A 14,617-nucleotide genomic window follows, 5' to 3' on the forward strand; every position below is an offset into this window, starting at 1 on the left:
GGCAGCCGCGGTCAGGCGCGGCAGGGCGGTGTCCAGCACGCGGGTCAGCAGCAGGCTGTCGAACAGGGCCTCGCCCAGCTCGTCGGCCATCGCCTCGCGGGCCAGTTGGTAGGTCAGCTGATTGAACAGGGTGGCGGCCACTGAATCGAGCGGGTGATCGCCATTCCACTCGGCCAGCAGCTGCACCAGCGCGCGCTCCTGATCGTCTGCGGCGGCGTCGCGCAACTCGTCCAGCAGCGGTGCCAGCAGGCGCGGGCCATAGCCGGTGCCGGGGTCGAGCTGCAGCGCCTGGCTGTTTTCCAGGTCCCATTTCACCGCGGCGTCGCCGAGGCGCTGGTTCAGGCGCTGGCCGCGGTCGGGCAGGTTGTAGTAGCCGGGAATCTCGATGCCGCTGGCGGGTACCGGCTGGTAGTTGGCCGAGAGGATGTAGCCGCGCGCCGGGTTCTCTTCCTGCGGGTTGGCGCTGAACGGATGCCAGCCGGGTTTCTCCGCTTCGCCGCTGGCGCCGTCGAGGATGAAGTTCGGATTGACTCCGGCGGGGCGCAGCGGCAGCCGGGCCGCCGCCCACCAGCCGATGTCGCCGCTGGCGTTGGCCCAGACCACGTTGAGCCCGGGCGCTTCGATCTTCTGCGCGGCGGCGCGGGCCTTGTCCAGGCTGTCGGCGCGGTTCAGCTGGTAGAAGGCGTCGAGAATCGGGTTGTCGGTTTCCAGAAAGGCCCACCACAGGGCGATCGGCGTGCTGCCGGCGTTCTCGCCCAGGGCATCGTTTATCAGCGGGCCGTGCGGCGAGCGGCGCAGAGTCAGCTGCACCGGCTCGCCGTCCTTGACCTCGATGGTTTCGCTGCGGCTTTGCAGGTCCACCCAGCGGCCCTGATACCAGACCTGGGCGGGGTTGTTCGGGTTGACCCGCTCGGCGATCAGGTCGACGTCATCGTTCTGGAACATGGTCAGGCTCCAGGCGAAGTCGCGGTTGTGCCCCAGCGAGGCGACCGGGTTGAGCGCCTGGTGGTAGCCGTACAGCTCGAAGCCGGGCGCCTGCAGATGTGCCTCGTACCACACCGCCGGTACGGCGAAGCGGATGTGCGGGTCGCCGGCCAGCAACGGCTTGCCGCTGGCGGTGCGGTTGCCGGCGACAGCCCAGGCGTTGCTGCCTTCGAACTGCGGCAGTCCGCTGCCCTGCAGCGCCGCGTGGCTGAGGCGGGCGATGGCGGCCAGGTCCTGCCAGTCGCCATCGGCGAGCGCGGGGCCGACCACGCCCTGCGGATGCCAGTCGAGGTCGAACACCTCGAGGTAATCGGCGCCGAGCTGGTCGCGCACGTGGGTCAGCAGCGGCTCGGTACGGAAGGCGGCGGCGAAACTGTAGGCCATGTAGCCGGCCACGCTGAGGGTGTCGGCGACGCTGAAGGGGCGCGGCTCGATGCCCAGCAGGTCGAACTCCAGCGGCAGGGGGCGGCTGGTCTGGTACTGGTTGATGCCGTCGAGGTAGGCCAGCAGGGCACGGCCGGCCGGGCTGTCGCGGTCAAGGCGGGTGGCGTACTCGTCGGCATGGGCGCGGATGCCCAGGGTGCGGAACAGGCGGTCGGTGGCCACCAGCTTCTCGCCGAGCACCTCGGCCAGCTCGCCTCGGGCCAGGCGCCGGAGGATTTCCATCTGGAACAGGCGGTCCTGGGCGTGCACATAGCCCAGGGCGCGGTACAGGTCGGCTTCGTGCTCGGCGCGGATGTGCGGTACACCACGCTCGTCGTAGCGCACGGTGACCGGCGCCTGCAGCTGGTCGAGGCGAAGCTCGCCGTCGCGCAGTGGCTGTTTGCCGTGCAGATACCAGCCCAGGCCGCCGCCAGTGACGGCGACCAGCAGGGCAACGGCAGTCAGGGTGCGTTTCATTGCCAATCCTTGTTGTTATCGTCGCGCTGCATTGTGCGCAGGCGGCCGGCGCACGACATTGACCAAATGCCGCGCGGCTGAAAGTCTATGGTCAATAGCCGCCGAGAACCGCCATGGCCGATAGCGAATTCGTTGCCCTGACCCATTCCTCCACCCTGCGTCGCCTGCTCTACGAGGCGCTGACCGCCCTGGGACTGGACCCCACCGACACCTATCGGCGCGCCTATGCCGGCGCGGCGCTGGCCGCGCCGCTGCTGGAGGCGCGAGAGGACCACGACAGCGCCCCGCGCTTCTGGCAGGCGCTGGAAGGCATCAGCGGCGACGTCGACATCGGTCTGCACCTGGGGGAGGTGATGCAGCCGCGTCCGATGGACGTGGTCGGTTACCTGCTGCTGGCGGCGCGGGATCTGCGCCAGGGTCTGCAGGCCTTCGTGCGCTTCCAGCACATACTGTCCGGTGGTTTCGCCGCCCGTCTGGAGGAGCAGGGCGAGCAGGCGCGGCTGATCATCGACCTCAACTACCGCGGGGTTGGCTCGCTGCGCCAGCAGATGGAATGCCTGGCCGTGCTGCTGGCGAAGATTCTCGCCGCAGCCGCTGGCGAGCTGCCCCTGCTGGGCGTCGATTTTCGCCACCACGCGCCGCGCCGGCTTGCCGAGCACCGGCGCCTGCTGGGTGTCGAGCCGCGTTTCGCCCAGCCGCACGATGCGCTGATCCTGCCGCGCGCGATGCTCGCTCGGCCGTCGCGCAGCGCCAGCCCCAGGCTGTTCGAGGTGCTCAGTGCAGAGGCCGAGAAGCAGTTGGCCGAGCTGGTGGAGAACCAGTTGCTGGCTCGGGTGCGCTACTGGCTGGAGCTGAATCTCGGCTCTGCGCCCTGCACCCTGGAGCACTGTGCATCGGCGTTGGGCAGTAGACGCGGCGCCCTGCAGAAGGCGCTGAGCGAGCAGGGCAGCAGTTTTCGCGCCCTGCACGACGAAGTGCGTCGCTTGCGCGCGCTGCGTCTGCTGGATCAGGGGCTGGGGGTGCGTGAGGTGGCGCGCGCCTGTGGATTCGCCGAGCTGTCGCCGTTCTACCGCGCCTTTCGCCGCTGGCAGGGCGGCACGCCGCGAGGTCTGGCGCCGCGTCACGGTTCGCATGGAGCGTGAAGGGCATGCCGCGCGGGCGCCGTATCCGCTGACAGATCCGCTGCCCGGGTTGCGGCGCTATCCCACTGCAATCGCGGCTCGCGGTTCAGCCGTCGCTCGGCTGGGCCCATTCGCAGAAGCAACCGACCGCCAGGGTATTGCTGGCATCGACCGTGCGGCCTTCGGCCAGCGCTTCGAGTATCGGCTCGATGAAGCTGTTGCTCGAATTGCACACCAGCCCTTCGCTGTAGGGGCCGAAGTAGGCCAGCCGGCCTTGCCGGTCCCAGATCGCGACGGCGGGGCTGGCGGGCAGGTCGGCACTGCCGGGCATCGACTCGATCGGCTGCAGCGCCGCCAGTTCGGGCGGCAGCCTGCCCTTGCCGCCAGGCTTCTGCACGACGTGAAAGGTAACGCCCTGCGGCGCATAGCGCTGCACCAGCTCGGCCAGGTGCTGCTGATTGCCGACATTGCACGGGCAGGCCGGGTCCCAGAAATGCACCAGGCGTATGGCGCCGGGGCCCGCGATTGCCTCCGGCAGGCGCAGCTCGGCGCCGGAGAACACCGCCGCACGCTCGTCAAAGGTGCGCATATAGCGCGTCTCGAACCAGCGATAGGCCAGCAGCATGCCGACCAGCCAGGCCAGGGCGAGCAGCGCGATGAGCAGATTCTTGCGCGAAAGACGGAGCATGGTAGGCGCCGGGCGGAAAAGGGCGTGTAGCTTGCCACGATGCGCCTGGCAGCTGAATATCGCAGCCATCGCTGCCATACCGTCACAATCTGCCCTTTGCCCTATGGAAAGCCCCATGTCAGAGCCCTTTCAGCCCGAGCAACTGCGCCCTCTGCTGCGACCCTTGGCCGCAGCGCGCCTCGATTTGCCGGCGCTGCAGGCCTATCGCAGTTTCTACGGGCTCGATCTGAGCGCGCGCCATGTCGGGCTGGACAACCGCCTCGGCAGCTTCAACGCCGCCGGCTATCAGATTGCCGTACAGCTCTGGGCGCCGGCCGAACCGTGCGGCACTCTGCTGCTGCTGCACGGCTACTACGACCATATGGGGCTGTACCGCCACGTGGTCGACTGGGCGCTGGCCATGAACTTCGCCGTGCTCGCCTGCGATCTGCCGGGCCATGGGCTTTCCAGCGGCGCGCGCGCCAGCATCGGCGACTTCGCCGAGTACCAGCAGGTGCTGGCCGGCTTGTTCGAACAGGCTGCCGAGCTGGGGTTGCCGCAACCCTGGCACCTCTGCGGGCAGAGCACCGGTGGGGCGATTCTGCTGGACTACCTGCTGACCGGCGCCCAGCGTCCCGAGCTGGGCCAGAGCATCCTTCTGGCGCCACTGGTGCGGCCGCGTGCCTGGGCCTGGTCGAAGCTCAGCTACCGCCTGCTCAGTCCCTTCGTGCGCGAGATTCCCCGGCGTTTCAGCGAGAACTCCAGCGACGCCACCTTCATCGATTTCGTCCACAACCTCGACCCGCTACAGCCGCGCAGCCTGCCCACCGCCTGGGTCGGCGCGCTGGCCCAGTGGGTGCCGCGCATCGAGGCGGCGGCGCGCAGCGAGCACAGCCCGCTGATCATTCAGGGAGAGGCGGACATGACGGTGGACTGGCGTTACAACCTCGAGGTGCTGCAGGACAAGTTCCGCCAGCCGGAGATTCTGCGGCTGACGGAGGCCCGGCATCATCTGGCCAACGAGAACGAGGCGCTGCGCCAGCGCTACTTCGACTTTCTGCGCGAGCGACTGGCGTAGGAAGCCTTTGCTCCAGGCTGCGCTGGGCGGCCTAGGACATCCGAGTCGTTCAAATTCCCTGCGGCGCCGGCTCCAGGTCGGCGGTGCTGACGCCTACGGCCAGGCCGGCGCGCAGGGCCTGCAGGGCGGCCTGGTAATAGGCCTTGCCGTCTTCGGACTGGGCAAACTCGACGAACTGCTCCAGTTCCGGGTCGCTCAGGTCGCGGTAGACGTGCAGCAGGGTGTTGTCCAGATCCTGCTCGATCTGCGCCATCAGGCGGGCACGCTGGCCATTGAGCAGGCTCTGCGCCTGGCCGCCGCCGAGCAGGCCGGGGATCATCTGGCTGAGGCTGTCGGCCGCCACGCCGGCCAGCGCCAGGCTGACTTCGGCGCCGGCTTCCTTGGCCGGCAGGGCCTGGGCCAGATGACGAATCAGCAGGCGGCGGGTGGCATCGGCATCGGTGCGCGGCAGGCCGTTGGCATACTTGGCCAGCTGATCGCTGCGGGTGGCCAGCTGCTCGGCGGCGACGACCTTGCGGCCTAGCTCGGACTGGAAGAAGGCCAGCGCCGGCTGCGGGTCGGTCAGCTCCATGCGCAGGCTGTGCTGCGCGCGCTGGTCGATGGCGGCAGCGGCGAAGCGGCGATTGCTGTTGTCCACCAGGGCCTGATACACCGCCGGCGGCAGGGTGCTGCGGTAGCGTTGCTGGGCGGCATCGAGCGCCTGATTGAAGTGCTCGCGCTGTTGCGGCCAGCCGGCGGCCTGGTATAGGCGCAGGTGATCGTCCGCCAGGGCCGGCAGACCCAGGCCAATCAGCAACAGGGCAAACAAAACGCGCATCGGGAACTCCTTGGCAAACTATCCTGGCCGCCCGCAGGGCGCTGCGGCCGGCTATTTTCGGTGGCGGGTCAAGGCTTGTCGAGCCGTGTCGAGCGACGGCACGGGCGCTGATACAATCGCCGCCATGAACGAACTCAGCCTGCAAGACAGCTTTTCCAGCCTTATCGACGACCTCGCCAGCCAGGGCTGGTCGCAGCGGGCGCTATTCGCCCCAGAAATTCTGACCCGCGAACTGGCCGCGGAGTGCCATAAGCGTGCACGCAGTGGCGAGCTCAGCGCAGCCGGCGTCGGCCGCGGCGGCGCCTTGCAGGTTCAGGAAGGCATTCGCGGCGATCATATCCAGTGGCTGGAGCCCGGGCAGAGCGCGGCATGCGACCGCTATCTGGCGCTGCTGGACGAGTTGCGTCAGGCGCTCAACCGTGCGCTGTTCCTCGGCCTGGAGGACTTCGAGGGCCACTTCGCCTGCTACGCGCCGGGTGCCTTCTACCAGCGCCATGTCGATCGCTTCCGCGATGACGACCGGCGTACGGTCTCGGCGGTGTTCTATCTGAACGACAACTGGCTGCCCGAGCAGGGCGGTGCGTTGCGGTTGTATCTGGCCGATGGCCGTGAGCATGACGTGCTGCCCGAGGCCGGCACCCTGGCGCTGTTCATGTCCGGCGACATGCCGCACGAGGTGCTGCCGGCCACGCGCGAACGGCTGTCGCTGACCGGCTGGTTCAGGCGCCGCGGCAGCGGGCCGCTCTGAGTGCGGCGGGCCTGCGCGGTGGCCCGCCGAAGCCTTCAGTGGCCCCAGACCTTGATGGTGCCGTTGATGTCGCGGATATCGCGCAGGGCGACGTTGCCGATGCTGGTATCGCCGATGTACAGATCGCTGGCCACGCGCGCACGGATCACCAGTTTGCCCAGCGGGCCGAGTTGCTGGTTGATCGCGGTCAGATTGGGCAGTTTCAGCTGCAACTGGCTCTGGCCGTTGCTGCCCTTGACCACGTCCACTTCCAGGGTCGGCACCTCCAGACCCAGAATCGGCACGCTGGCGCCCAGCTGGGCCGGGCCGAGAGCGTAACCGTCGCAATCGGTGGGTTTGAGGCAGCCGTTATCGATCTTCACGTTGCGTAGCGACAGGCTGCCGCCGTCGTCCTGCCAGCGCATCTCGTCGATGCGCGCCATCAGATCGAGACGAATGGTGATGCCGGCCTGGCCGCTGATCTGGCTCAGGCTTTCATCCTCCAGCGCCTGCAAGGCGGCCTGGGCCGAGGGGGCGAGCAGCGCCGCAGCACACAGCAGCGGCAGAAATGGCGTACGAAATGGCTTGGGCATGAACGGGAACCTCCCTGGTTGGCATGAAAGTCGCGCAGCGACGCCTTCCTTATCAGCTTCTCCCGTCGGGAGAGGGCGCGAGGCGCCGGATGAGGGAGGGCATGAGCGTTGGCCGCGCAAGTCTGGTGTGGCCATGCCCGGTGCGCCATGGGCCAGGTCCGCTTCCCGCCGAAGGATAGGCCGCGGCGCTCGCATCAGCGCGGCTCCAGGCCGCTTTGCCGGTGGCCGGCACGAGGGCTGACGGCGCTGTTACCGACGGTTACTCTGATGCCGGCAAGGGAGAGAAACGATGCACAAGATACTGGTCAGCCGCTGCCTGCTCGGGCATCGGGTGCGCTATGACGGCGGCGCTCACGGCCCCTTCGATCAGCTGCAACGGTGGCTGGACGAGGGGCGGGTGGTGGCGCTGTGTCCGGAGGTAGCCGGCGGCCTGCCTACGCCGCGTCTGCCAGCGGAGATTCGCGGCGGTCAGGGCGGCGCGGTGCTGGACGGCCTGTTGCCGGTGCTGACGATCGAGGGCGAGGACGTTACGGCTGCGTTCGTCGACGGCGCCGAGCAGGCGCTGGCGCTGGTGCGCCAGCATGGCATCCGCCTGGCCCTGCTCAAGGCGCGCAGCCCGTCGTGCGGCAATCTGGAAAACTACGATGGCAGCTTCAGCGGCGTGCGCGTGGCGGGTGAGGGCGTCACCGCTGCGCTGCTCAAGCGAGCCGGGGTCAAGGTGTTCAACGAGGGGCAGCTGGACGAGGCCGCCGCCGAGTTGGCGCGGCTGGAGCAGGCGTGATGTGGCACGGAGGCGATCCGTGGCACGAAACTATCGCCATCTGTCGAAGGTGCGCGCGGCGCACATGAAAAAAAGGGGAGGCCGAAGCCTTCCCTTTTCGTGTGCGGCGGCGTGCTTAGAACAGGACGCGGCTGCGGATGGTGCCATTGACGCGCTGCAGCTTCTCCAGCGCCAGGTCCGAATACTCGGCGTCGACGTCGATCACCACGTAGCCGACCTTGTCGTTGGTCTGCAGGAACTGGCCGGAGATGTTGATGCCGTTGTCGGCGAACACCTTGTTGATCTCGCTCATCACGCCGGGAACGTTGGCATGGATGTGCAGCAGACGGTGCTTGCCCGGATGCGCCGGCAGGGCCACTTCGGGGAAGTTGACCGAGGACACCGAGGTGCCGTTGTCGCTGTACTTGACCAGCTTCTCGGCCACTTCCAGGCCGATGTTGGCCTGCGCTTCGGCGGTGGAACCACCGATGTGCGGGGTGAGGATCACGCGATCCAGGCCGCGCAGAGGACTTTCGAACTCCTCGTCGTTGGACTTGGGCTCGACCGGGAACACGTCGATGGCGGCGCCGATCAGGTGCTCGTCCTTGATCGCGTTGGCCAGGTGATCCAGCTCGACCACGGTACCGCGCGCGGCGTTGATCAGGATGCCGCCCTTCTTCATGGCGCGGATTTCCTTCTCGCCGATCATCCACTGGGTGGACGGCAGCTCCGGCACGTGCAGCGAGACGATGTCGCACAGGCCCAGCAGTTCGTACAGATCGCCGATCTGCTGCGCGTTGCCCAGCGGCAGCTTGGTCACGGTGTCGTAGAAGTACACCTGCATGCCCAGGGCCTCGGCCAGTACCGAGAGCTGGGTGCCGATGGAGCCGTAACCGATGATGCCCAGCTTCTTGCCGCGGATCTCGAAGGAGTTGGCCGCCGACTTGATCCAGCCGCCGCGATGGCAGGAGGCGTTCTTCTCCGGAATACCGCGCAGCAGCAGGATGGCCTCGGCCAGCACCAGTTCGGCCACCGAACGGGTGTTGGAGTAGGGCGCGTTGAAGACGGCGATGCCGCGCTCGCGGGCGGCGTCCAGGTCGACCTGGTTGGTACCGATGCAGAAGCAGCCGACGGCGACCAGCTTCTTCGCGCAGTCGAAGACTTCGGCGGTCAGCTGGGTGCGCGAGCGAATACCGATGAAGTGGGCATCGGCGATCTTTTCTTTCAGCTCTTCACCCGACAGCGCGCCCTTGAGGTACTCGATGTTGCTGTAGCCGGCGGCCTTCAGAGTGTCCACGGCATTCTGGTGGACGCCTTCGAGAAGAAGGAACTTGATCTTGCTCTTGTCGAGAGAGGTCTTGCTCATCGGAGTACCTGTTGTCCCAGGGATGTTGGCAGGGAAGGGCTGAGAAATTCAGCCAGCGCCCGTAGATCACCGCATGGCTCGATTCACGGGGTGCGTATGCTAGCATGTTCGCCTTTTTCAATGCTCGGTTGCGACCTGAATGGTTCTCAGGGCGACCATGAATCCTTTGAGAGTTCTGTAGATGACCACCCCTGCCCAGATCGAAGAGCTGAAGACCCTGGTTGAACCCGGCAAGGTGCTGACCGATGCCGATTCACTGGAGGCCTACGGCAAGGACTGGACCAAGCATTTCGCCCCGGCGCCTTCGGCCATCGTCTTCCCCAAGAGCATCGAGCAGGTGCAGGCCATCGTGCGCTGGGCCAACACGCATCGCATCGCCCTGGTGCCGTCCGGCGGCCGCACCGGCTTGTCGGCTGCCGCAGTGGCGGCCAACGGTGAGGTGGTGGTGGCGTTCGACTACATGAACCAGATTCTCTCGTTCAACGAGTACGACCGCACCGCGGTGTGCCAGCCGGGCGTGGTGACCAAGCAGCTGCATCTGTTCGCCGAGGACAAGGGCCTGTACTACCCGGTGGACTTCGCCTCTTCGGGTTCCAGCCAGATTGGCGGCAATATCGGCACCAATGCCGGCGGGATCAAAGTGATTCGCTACGGCATGACCCGCAACTGGGTGGCCGGCCTGAAGGTGGTCACCGGCACCGGCGAGCTGCTGGAGCTGAACCGCGACCTGATCAAGAACGCCACCGGCTACGACCTGCGTCAGCTGTTTATCGGCGCCGAAGGTACGCTCGGGTTTGTCGTGGAAGCCACCATGCGTCTGGATCGCGCGCCGAAGAACCTCACCGCGATGGTCCTCGGCACGCCCGATTTCGACTCGATCATGCCGGTGCTGCATGCCTTCCAGGGCAAGCTCGACCTGACCGCCTTCGAGTTCTTCTCCGACAAGGCCCTGGCCAAGGTGCTCGGCCGTGGCGACGTGCCGGCCCCCTTCGAGAGCGAGTGCCCGTTCTACGCCCTGCTGGAATTCGAAGCGACCACCGAGGAGGTGGCCAACCAGGCGCTGGAAACCTTCGAGCACTGCGTCGAGCAGGGTTGGGTGGTCGACGGCGTGATGAGCCAGAGCGAGCAGCAGCTGCAGAATCTGTGGAAGCTGCGCGAGTACATCTCCGAGACCATCAGCCACTGGACGCCGTACAAGAACGACATCTCGGTCACTGTCAGCCAGGTGCCGGCCTTCCTCAAGGACATCGACGCCATCGTCGAGGCCAACTACCCGGACTTCGAGGTGGTGTGGTTCGGCCATATCGGCGACGGCAACCTGCACCTGAACATCTTGAAGCCCGAGAACCTGAGCAAGGACGAGTTCTTCGCCAAGTGCGCGGTGGTCAACAAATGGGTGTTCGAGACCGTGCAGAAGTACAACGGCTCGATCAGCGCCGAGCACGGCGTGGGCATGACCAAGCGCGACTACCTGCACTACAGCCGCAGCGAGGCGGAGATCGCCTGCATGAAGGCGGTCAAGGCGGTGTTCGACCCCAACGGCATCATGAACCCCGGCAAGATCTTCGCATAACCGTAGACGCCCGCTGACAGCGGGCGTTTTCGTATCCGACCTCGCGTCGGTTAAGGTACCTGACCGGCCACAAGCCGGGATGACCATAATACGAACAACACAGGAGTCGGTGATGAGCTATCAGCACCAGTACGTCGACGGAACCACCGTCCACTTTCCCCTTGGCAAGGTCGTTTGCATCGGCCGCAACTATGCCGAGCATGCCGCCGAGCTGAACAACCCGGTGCCCAGCGAACCCTTGCTGTTCATCAAGCCGGGCTCCTGTGTGGTGCCGCTGGACGGCGGTTTCAGCATCCCCGAGGATCGCGGCTCGGTGCATTACGAGGCGGAAATCGCCGTGCTGATCGGCAAGCCGCTGTCATCGAGGCCGGATGCCGAGGAAGTGCGTGACGCCATCAGTGGCTTCGCCCCGGCCCTGGACCTGACCCTGCGCGACGTGCAGGCCAAGCTCAAGGAAAAGGGCTACCCCTGGGAAATCGCCAAGAGCTTCGACGGCGCCTGCGTGCTGGCGCGCTTCGTGCCCGGCGATGCCATCGAGGACCTGGCCGATATCGGCATCCGCCTGAGCATCAATGGCGAAACCCGCCAGGACGGCAACAGCCGCGACATGCTCAACCCCATCGTCGCGATGATCCAGCACATGGCCGGGCACTTCGCCCTGCAGCCGGGCGACGTGATCCTCACTGGCACGCCGGTGGGCGTCGGCGCGCTGAACCGCGGCGACGAGCTGGTGCTGGAGTTGGTCGGTCACAGTAGTTTCACCAGCCGAGTGCTATAACCCCTGACCGCCGCCCGACGGGCGGCGGAACTCTTTTCGACAACGGATGTCGGATTGCCATCAAGCAGCCGAGTCGTCGCCGATGTCCCTTCCCCGTTTCCGCCTGTTACGCCCCCGCTACTGGTTGTCCGGCATCGCCGTGCTGGCGCTGGGCGTCGTGGTGCAGACCCAGCATCTGGACGACCGCGCCCTGCTCTGGTGGCAGGAGGGCAATACCCCTCTGGTCAATCGCCTGGCCAGCGTTTGGCTGCCCGGCTACCGTGCGGTGATTCAGGCCAGGGCTCTGCCGGGTCTGGAGAAGGATGAAACCTCCGGCCTGACCTACAACCCCGTCACCGGCACCCTGTTCGCCGTCACCGGCAAGAACCCGCTGCTGGTGGAGCTGTCGCGTCAGGGAGAGATACTGCGGCGCATCGAGCTGATCGGTTTCGCCGACCCCGAAGGCGTCGAGGTGCTCGGCGACGGACGCCTGGCCATCATCGACGAGCGCCGCCGGCAACTCACCACCATCACCCTGCGCGATCATGACCTGAGCCTGGATGCCGCGGATTTTCCCGGCTTCGACCTTGGCTTTGCCGATGCCGGCAACAAGGGCTTCGAAGCCATCGCCTGGGATGCACGCAGCCGCAGCCTGATGCTGGGCAAGGAACGAGGCCCGATGGGGCTGTTCAGCCTGCCGTTCCCCGGCGAGGACGGCGCTGCCGGGGTGATGCAGCCGTTCAGTTACGGCGACCTGGGCATGCGCGATATCTCTTCGCTGAGCATCGATGCGCGTACCGGTCACGCGCTGGTGCTGTCCGACGAGTCGCGCATGCTGCTGGAGATCGACCGTGCCGGCCAGCCGGTCAGCTTTCTCAGCCTCAGCGCCGGCCGCAACGGCCTCGCCAAGAGCATCAAGCAGGCCGAGGGCGTCACCATGGACGAGGAAGGCAACATCTATATCGTGGCCGAGCCCAACCTGTTCTACGTATTCAGCAAGGAGCCGGCAGACGCCGGTTGATGGGCAATTAAGCTTGGCTTAAGCGGCGATTCAGTCTGGCTTCAGCTTGCCGCCCTAATCTGACCCCGTCATTTACGAACAACGAGGTCAACGCCATGAAACGTACCGCTTTCGCTCTGATGGTTCTGCCACTGCTCAGCACCGCTGCCTTCGCCACCGGCTATACCGGCCCGGGTGCCACGCCGCAGGTCACCACCGTGGCCGCCGCACTGGAGGCCGCCGACGATACTCATGTTGTGCTGGAAGGGCAGATCGTCAAGCGCCTGCAGGATGAACTGTATGAATTCAAGGATGGCACCGGCACCATCCAGGTCGAGATCGACGACGAAGACTGGCCGGGCCAGAGCGTTTCCGAGAACGCCAAGGTGCGCCTGACCGGTGAGGTCGACAAGGACTTCAACAGTCGCGAGATCGACGTCGATCGGGTCGAACTGATCAACTGATCGAAGTGTCCGTATGCCCGCCGCGCCTCGAGCGTGGCGGGCTTTTCCGTGTCAGTTAGAGAATCTTTGCCATGCGTCGCCTGCTTACCATCAACCCCTGGCTGTATCTGTTGTGCTTCGTGCTGCTGGTCGGTGCCGTTCTCGGCCAGCAATACCGGCTGTTCGAGCGGGTCTGGTTTTCCGTGCAGGAGTGGCAGCATGGCGAGCAGTGGCGCGAGCATTCGCTGTGGCTGGGCGACTATCGGGTGGCGATCGAAGCCAAGCCGATCAGCGGCATCAGCGATGTCTCGGCGCTGACCTTCGATCCGGACCGGCGCACCCTGTTCAGCGTCACCAACAAGCCGGCCAAGGTCATCGAGCTGAGCCTGGAGGGCGATCTCAAGCGCACCATCGACCTGCAGGGTTTCGGCGACCCCGAGGCCATCGAATACGTGGCGCCTGGCACCTATGTGATTGCCGATGAGCGCGAGCAGCGCCTGGTCAAGGTGCGCATCGACGACGCCACCCGCGTGCTCGACGCGGCCGACTTCCAGCAGCTCTCCCTGGGTATCGGGCGCAACGGCAACAAGGGCTTCGAGGGACTGGCCTACGACGCCGCCAACCAGCGCCTGCTGGTGGCCAAGGAGCGCGACCCGGTGCGTATCTTCGAGGTGCTGGGTTTCCCCCATATCGATGACAGCCGTCCGCTTGCGCTGCAGGTCAACACCGACCCCAAGCGCGATGCGCGGCTGTTCGTGCGCGATCTGTCGAGCCTGGACTTCGATGCCGCCACCGGCCATCTGCTGGCGCTGTCCGACGAGTCGCGGCTGGTGATCGAGCTGAACGCCGAGGGCAAGCCGATCAGCACCCTGTCGCTGCTGCGCGGCCAGCATGGCCTCAAGCGCGGCGTACCGCAGGCCGAGGGCGTGGCGACGGACGATGAAGGCACCCTCTACCTGATCAGCGAGCCGAACCTGTTCTATGTGTTTCGCAAGGCGCAGTAGACGCGCCTGCTAGTGCGAGTGGCTCTTGCCGACATGGGTATGGCCATCGTCCGGTAACGGCTGCACGCCGCCGCTGGCATTGAGCTGGCGCAGAATCGCGCAGGCCTGCGCCTCCTGCGTGCCGTTGCAGCGGTCGCGCAGTTCCAGCAGCTGGTCGCGCAGCGCCTGCAGGCTGTTGATCCGCGCCTGCACATGCTCGATGTGCTCGTCCACCAGGCTGTTGATGTCGGCGCAGCTTTCCCTGGGCAGATCGCGCAGGGCCAGCAGGCGCTGAATCTCCTCCAGGGTCATGTCCAGGGTGCGGCAGTTGCGGATGAACACCAGCCGTTCCAGATGCTCCGGGCCGTACAGGCGATAGTTGCCCTCGCTGCGCGCGGGCGCCGGTAGCAGGCCCTCGCGCTCGTAGTAACGGACGGTCTCCACCTGGCAGCCGGCCTTTTTCGCCAGTTCACCGATTTTCATGCGATGTCCTCCCCAGTGCTTGACCCTATAGTGACTACAGGGTGTGTACTCGGCAACAGTGATCTGAAGGAGGATTCCCATGAGCCGTTGCTGCGACCATTCGCACGAACCCGTTGCCGGGGGCGGGCAGCCTGTCGGGCATGAGCACCACGCTGCTCCCCAGCTGCAGTCTGACGAAGCGCTGGGCGGTACGTTCACCACGCGCATCCGCATCGAACAGATGGACTGTCCGACCGAGGAGCGCCTACTCCGCGATGCCCTGGGCAAGGTGCCGGGTGTCGCCGCCCTGCATTTCAATCTGCTGCAGCGCGTGCTTACCGTCGGCCATGACGAAGGCGCGCTGACGCGCGTGCTGCCGGCGATCC

General features: G+C 66.2%; 16 protein-coding genes. 10 read left to right on the forward strand and 6 right to left on the reverse strand.

What is annotated here, in order from left to right:
• On the reverse strand, positions 1-1,884 hold a 1,884-nt coding region (locus N7333_RS21585), incomplete at its 3' end, for a penicillin acylase family protein (protein WP_279859369.1).
• A 113-nt stretch (positions 1,885-1,997) separates the two neighbouring features.
• Between N7333_RS21585 and N7333_RS21590 the strand changes: the two genes are divergently transcribed.
• Positions 1,998-3,026, forward strand: a complete 1,029-nt coding sequence (locus tag N7333_RS21590) for an AraC family transcriptional regulator (protein WP_129482467.1) — start codon at positions 1,998-2,000, stop codon at positions 3,024-3,026.
• A gap of 85 nt (positions 3,027-3,111) precedes the next feature.
• Here N7333_RS21590 and N7333_RS21595 read toward each other — a convergent pair whose 3' ends face one another.
• Positions 3,112-3,693: a DUF6436 domain-containing protein gene (locus tag N7333_RS21595; protein ID WP_129482468.1), complete on the reverse strand. Its 582-nt coding sequence runs from the start codon at positions 3,691-3,693 to the stop codon at positions 3,112-3,114.
• A 115-nt stretch (positions 3,694-3,808) separates the two neighbouring features.
• On the opposite strand from N7333_RS21595, the gene N7333_RS21600 reads away from it, so the two are divergent.
• A complete protein-coding gene (locus tag N7333_RS21600) occupies positions 3,809-4,750 on the forward strand; it encodes an alpha/beta hydrolase (protein ID WP_012020028.1) in 942 nt (313 codons plus the stop codon).
• 49 nt (positions 4,751-4,799) lie between these two features.
• On the opposite strand, the gene N7333_RS21605 is transcribed toward N7333_RS21600, so the two are convergent.
• Entirely contained in the window at positions 4,800-5,567 is a 768-nt protein-coding gene (locus N7333_RS21605) for a DUF2059 domain-containing protein (protein ID WP_096825330.1), read from the reverse strand.
• A 124-nt stretch (positions 5,568-5,691) separates the two neighbouring features.
• Here N7333_RS21605 and N7333_RS21610 point away from each other — a divergent pair, with 124 nt between their 5' ends.
• Positions 5,692-6,315, forward strand: coding sequence for a 2OG-Fe(II) oxygenase (locus tag N7333_RS21610; RefSeq protein WP_004373946.1), 624 nt, complete (start codon positions 5,692-5,694; stop codon positions 6,313-6,315).
• A gap of 35 nt (positions 6,316-6,350) precedes the next feature.
• On the opposite strand, the gene N7333_RS21615 is transcribed toward N7333_RS21610, so the two are convergent.
• Positions 6,351-6,887: a DUF6160 family protein gene (locus N7333_RS21615; RefSeq protein ID WP_129482469.1), complete on the reverse strand. Its 537-nt coding sequence runs from the start codon at positions 6,885-6,887 to the stop codon at positions 6,351-6,353.
• A gap of 289 nt (positions 6,888-7,176) precedes the next feature.
• On the opposite strand from N7333_RS21615, the gene N7333_RS21620 reads away from it, so the two are divergent.
• Positions 7,177-7,668 (forward strand): DUF523 domain-containing protein, encoded by a 492-nt coding sequence (locus N7333_RS21620; protein WP_129482470.1) that lies wholly within the window; start codon positions 7,177-7,179, stop codon positions 7,666-7,668.
• 115 nt (positions 7,669-7,783) lie between these two features.
• On the opposite strand, the gene serA is transcribed toward N7333_RS21620, so the two are convergent.
• The gene (serA, locus tag N7333_RS21625) at positions 7,784-9,013 is read right to left on the reverse strand and encodes a phosphoglycerate dehydrogenase (RefSeq protein WP_004373943.1); all 1,230 of its coding nucleotides are present in this window, start codon (positions 9,011-9,013) and stop codon (positions 7,784-7,786) included.
• Positions 9,014-9,194: 181 nt separating this feature from the next.
• On the opposite strand from serA, the gene N7333_RS21630 reads away from it, so the two are divergent.
• From N7333_RS21630 to N7333_RS21650, 5 genes are all read left to right on the forward strand, one after another.
• Positions 9,195-10,586 (forward strand): FAD-binding oxidoreductase, encoded by a 1,392-nt coding sequence (locus N7333_RS21630; RefSeq protein WP_129482471.1) that lies wholly within the window; start codon positions 9,195-9,197, stop codon positions 10,584-10,586.
• 112 nt (positions 10,587-10,698) lie between these two features.
• Positions 10,699-11,364, forward strand: coding sequence for a fumarylacetoacetate hydrolase family protein (locus N7333_RS21635; protein WP_004373940.1), 666 nt, complete (start codon positions 10,699-10,701; stop codon positions 11,362-11,364).
• Between the two features lie 82 nt (positions 11,365-11,446).
• Positions 11,447-12,364 carry an SdiA-regulated domain-containing protein gene (locus N7333_RS21640; protein ID WP_129482472.1) on the forward strand — a complete coding sequence of 306 codons (918 nt, stop codon included), beginning with the start codon at positions 11,447-11,449 and terminating at the stop codon, positions 12,362-12,364.
• A gap of 95 nt (positions 12,365-12,459) precedes the next feature.
• Positions 12,460-12,807 (forward strand): NirD/YgiW/YdeI family stress tolerance protein, encoded by a 348-nt coding sequence (locus N7333_RS21645; protein WP_004373938.1) that lies wholly within the window; start codon positions 12,460-12,462, stop codon positions 12,805-12,807.
• A gap of 71 nt (positions 12,808-12,878) precedes the next feature.
• Positions 12,879-13,790 (forward strand): SdiA-regulated domain-containing protein, encoded by a 912-nt coding sequence (locus N7333_RS21650; protein ID WP_129482473.1) that lies wholly within the window; start codon positions 12,879-12,881, stop codon positions 13,788-13,790.
• 9 nt (positions 13,791-13,799) lie between these two features.
• On the opposite strand, the gene cadR is transcribed toward N7333_RS21650, so the two are convergent.
• Complete coding sequence (gene cadR / locus N7333_RS21655) at positions 13,800-14,252, reverse strand: Cd(II)/Pb(II)-responsive transcriptional regulator (protein WP_012020019.1); 453 nt, start codon at positions 14,250-14,252, stop codon at positions 13,800-13,802.
• 79 nt (positions 14,253-14,331) lie between these two features.
• Here cadR and N7333_RS21660 point away from each other — a divergent pair.
• Positions 14,332-14,617, forward strand: a 286-nt coding sequence (locus N7333_RS21660) for a cation transporter (RefSeq protein WP_347815296.1), incomplete at its 3' end; no start/stop codon positions are given.

This window comes from Pseudomonas sp. GD04158, assembly GCF_029834875.1.
GTDB lineage: Bacteria > Pseudomonadota > Gammaproteobacteria > Pseudomonadales > Pseudomonadaceae > Aquipseudomonas > Aquipseudomonas hydrolytica.